Annotated in this window: 3 protein-coding genes; all 3 read left to right on the top strand. The window is 45.1% G+C overall.

The window, feature by feature from the left end; translation table 11 throughout:
- On the top strand, nucleotides 1-482 hold a 482-nt coding region (locus ACFXK0_RS28970), incomplete at its 5' end, for a hypothetical protein (RefSeq protein ID WP_379414260.1).
- 315 nt (nucleotides 483-797) lie between these two features.
- The gene (locus tag ACFXK0_RS28965; protein WP_376642743.1) at nucleotides 798-1,856 is read left to right on the top strand and encodes a hypothetical protein; all 1,059 of its coding nucleotides are present in this window, start codon (nucleotides 798-800) and stop codon (nucleotides 1,854-1,856) included.
- 59 nt (nucleotides 1,857-1,915) lie between these two features.
- The gene (locus ACFXK0_RS28960) at nucleotides 1,916-2,164 is read left to right on the top strand and encodes a hypothetical protein (RefSeq protein WP_080467411.1); all 249 of its coding nucleotides are present in this window, start codon (nucleotides 1,916-1,918) and stop codon (nucleotides 2,162-2,164) included.
- The last annotated feature ends 389 nt before the right edge of the window (nucleotides 2,165-2,553 follow it).

The raw sequence follows: 2,553 nt of genomic DNA, 5'->3' as shown, positions 1-2,553 counted from the left end.
TGTGGCATGGCTTGCAGGAAGGTAAGGACTTTACTGTGGTTCACCGATTGGAAGACGTGTCCGAGGTCGAGACGCCGAAAATTATCTATTGCCCGGTCGCTGAAGAATTAGAGCCGGAATATTACAACGCGCTCATGAGCTGGGTGTACAAGCGTGAAAATACGATTCTATGGATAGACGAATTAATGGAAGTCGCGCCAAGCGCCCATAACTACCCGAAAGAATTGAAAGCCTTATACACGCGCGGGCGTTCGAAAGAAGCAGTCGTTTGGGCTTGTACCCAGCGCCCAACAGACATTCCGGTCATTGCTATGGCCAACAGTTCACACTATTTCATTTTCACCATGCAAAACCCGGATGACCGTAAAAAGATTGTGAAAGCAACAGGGATGCCGCAATTTATGGAGCAACCCGGCGGGCACAATTTTTGGTATTGGAAAGTGGGTATGCAAAACCCGGTACTAGCAAAATTGAAGCTTTAAAGGAGGTGATGACTTGGAGACACGAAAATTTGCAGGTGTCGGGCTGAAGAACATGATTGTCATTGCGCTATTCACAATGATGGTCATTGTCGTAACAAAGGTTATTGTCACGAAGCATCCGGTTAACGGTGTGACGCAATTAGTAAACGCAGTATAAGGAGGAAAAAAGCATGAAGGTTAAATGGTTAGTTCATACGTTCATTACTGTATTTATCACGATGGTTTTCATGTGGATTATTAAGAAAGCTTCAGCAAAATATCATATCCCGGTTGTATCTACAATCGCGGCAGAAGTCTAAGGAGGAATTTTAATTTATGGCAACTCAACAGCAACTATCAGCACAGGCAAAGGCTCAACTATTCTCGCAGGCTACCCGCCAAACATGGCAGATGATGGGTACACAGACAGTGACAGAGGACGCACAAACGGTATCATTCAACCTACCGAAAGTACGCCTGCTATCACAAATTTTAGTTGAATTTGACGCGACTGTCTCTCTCAAATCGCAGAACGCGGCAATTCCAACTAAACCATTTTCACCATACCAGATTATCAGAAATATTGCACTGGAATTAAACAGTGGATTCCGTCCTTTTGTTGTGTCAGGCGAAGCCCTTCACCTATACAGCTTAAACCGATTGAATCCAGACGTTCTATTACCTGCATCAAGTCCGCGGGCGTTATCTTACATTGAAACAGCCGCGAGCACGTCAGGTAAAGACGCGCGTATTAAATTCCAAGTCGCGCTGCCATTAACTTTAAACCAACGTGACCCGGTCGGTCTTATCTTGCTACAAAACGAGGAGACAACCGTTTCCCTTCAGATTGATACAGCACGCGCGCAAGACGCGTATCAGTTGGCTACTGGAGACACCGTTACACTGAAGCAATTGAAAATCACGCCGACAATTGAAACGTTCTCCGTCCCTTCTGTACCACAAGCTATGCCGGATATTTCTGTCCTGAAGCTTGTAAACGAAAAAGGCGAACAGTTCACCGGGAACGGTCAAAATATCGTGAAGCTTCAGACAGGGACGATCTACCGTAAACTCATGTTTTACTTTACGGATGAGTCAGGCAACCCGCTGAAGGACAGCGACTTTGCGGGCAACTTGGAATTGGTATTTAACCAAGCCGACATCCCTTACAGCATTAAGCCGTCAGCACTTGCAGCCCGAAATCATTCGGACTTGGGTTATGTCTTACCGGATGGGGTTTATGTGTTTGACTTCTCTAACCAAGGCTTGCCAAACCTCGGCGGCTCTCGTGACTATATTGACACCGAACGTCTTACAGAGTTTTGGATTCGCTTCAATACTCAAAAAGGCGGGCGCGTGAAAATCGTTGCTGAAAAGCTTTCACGCTTGCATTAATACACGCGGGAGGGCTTTTCCCTCCTTTTCTTATTTGACTACTACGAAGGAGGATTTATATGAACGCACCATCACAAATGGGTCTAGGTGAAATGTTCTACCATGCCGCAGACTTATATCCAAACATGGGGTTTATGAGTACCCGAACGTCTACAGTTCCCGAAGCTGAAGATCAAATGTCTCTTGTCGATGATGAGGACACAGCAAAAGAGCATGACGTAAAGCAAGACCCTATTACATCAAAACAAATCTTGCTGGGGTTCGGCATTGTGTTCCTTGTCGTATTCCTATTCTCGGCAAGGGTGTAGGGGGTGTGACTTGTGGAGCAAATCTATTCAATCCTATTAAATAACGGAGCCATGGGCGTAATGCTCGCGTGGTTCATGTTCAAACAATCAAAGGATAACGAACAGACACGGGAAATTCTAACCGATCTGAAAATGGTTATTTCAAAAATCGGGGGTGCGTCAAGCAATGACTAAAATTCTTGTTCTCACCGTTATTATCATCGTGTTTTGGTTCTTCTTTATCTGCCGCAAAAAGAAGGGATAACACATGGAAAAAGGTCTTTTGTTTTTCACGCTGGCGCTCACAGCCATATGGATTATTCTTGATGACTTTAATGGCGGCAAACACCTGTCAAAGATGGCTCAGACAATGACGCCTGACATTTCTACACCGATGGAAGTTGTAAAAG

It is taken from the genome of Nocardia sp. NPDC059177, assembly GCF_042755165.1.
In the GTDB taxonomy this organism is placed as follows: Bacteria; Actinomycetota; Actinomycetes; order Mycobacteriales; family Mycobacteriaceae; genus Nocardia.
Note: the sequence above shows the minus strand (reverse complement) of the source record. Positions and strands in the feature narration are given on the sequence as shown.

What these genes read in the sequence shown, in the direction of transcription:
- ACFXK0_RS28960 (WP_080467411.1), top strand. Translation starts at nt 1,916, where the DNA reads ATGAACGCACCATCACAAATGGGTCTAGGTGAAATGTTCTACCATGCC.
- ACFXK0_RS28965 (WP_376642743.1), top strand. Translation starts at nt 798, where the DNA reads ATGGCAACTCAACAGCAACTATCAGCACAGGCAAAGGCTCAACTATTC.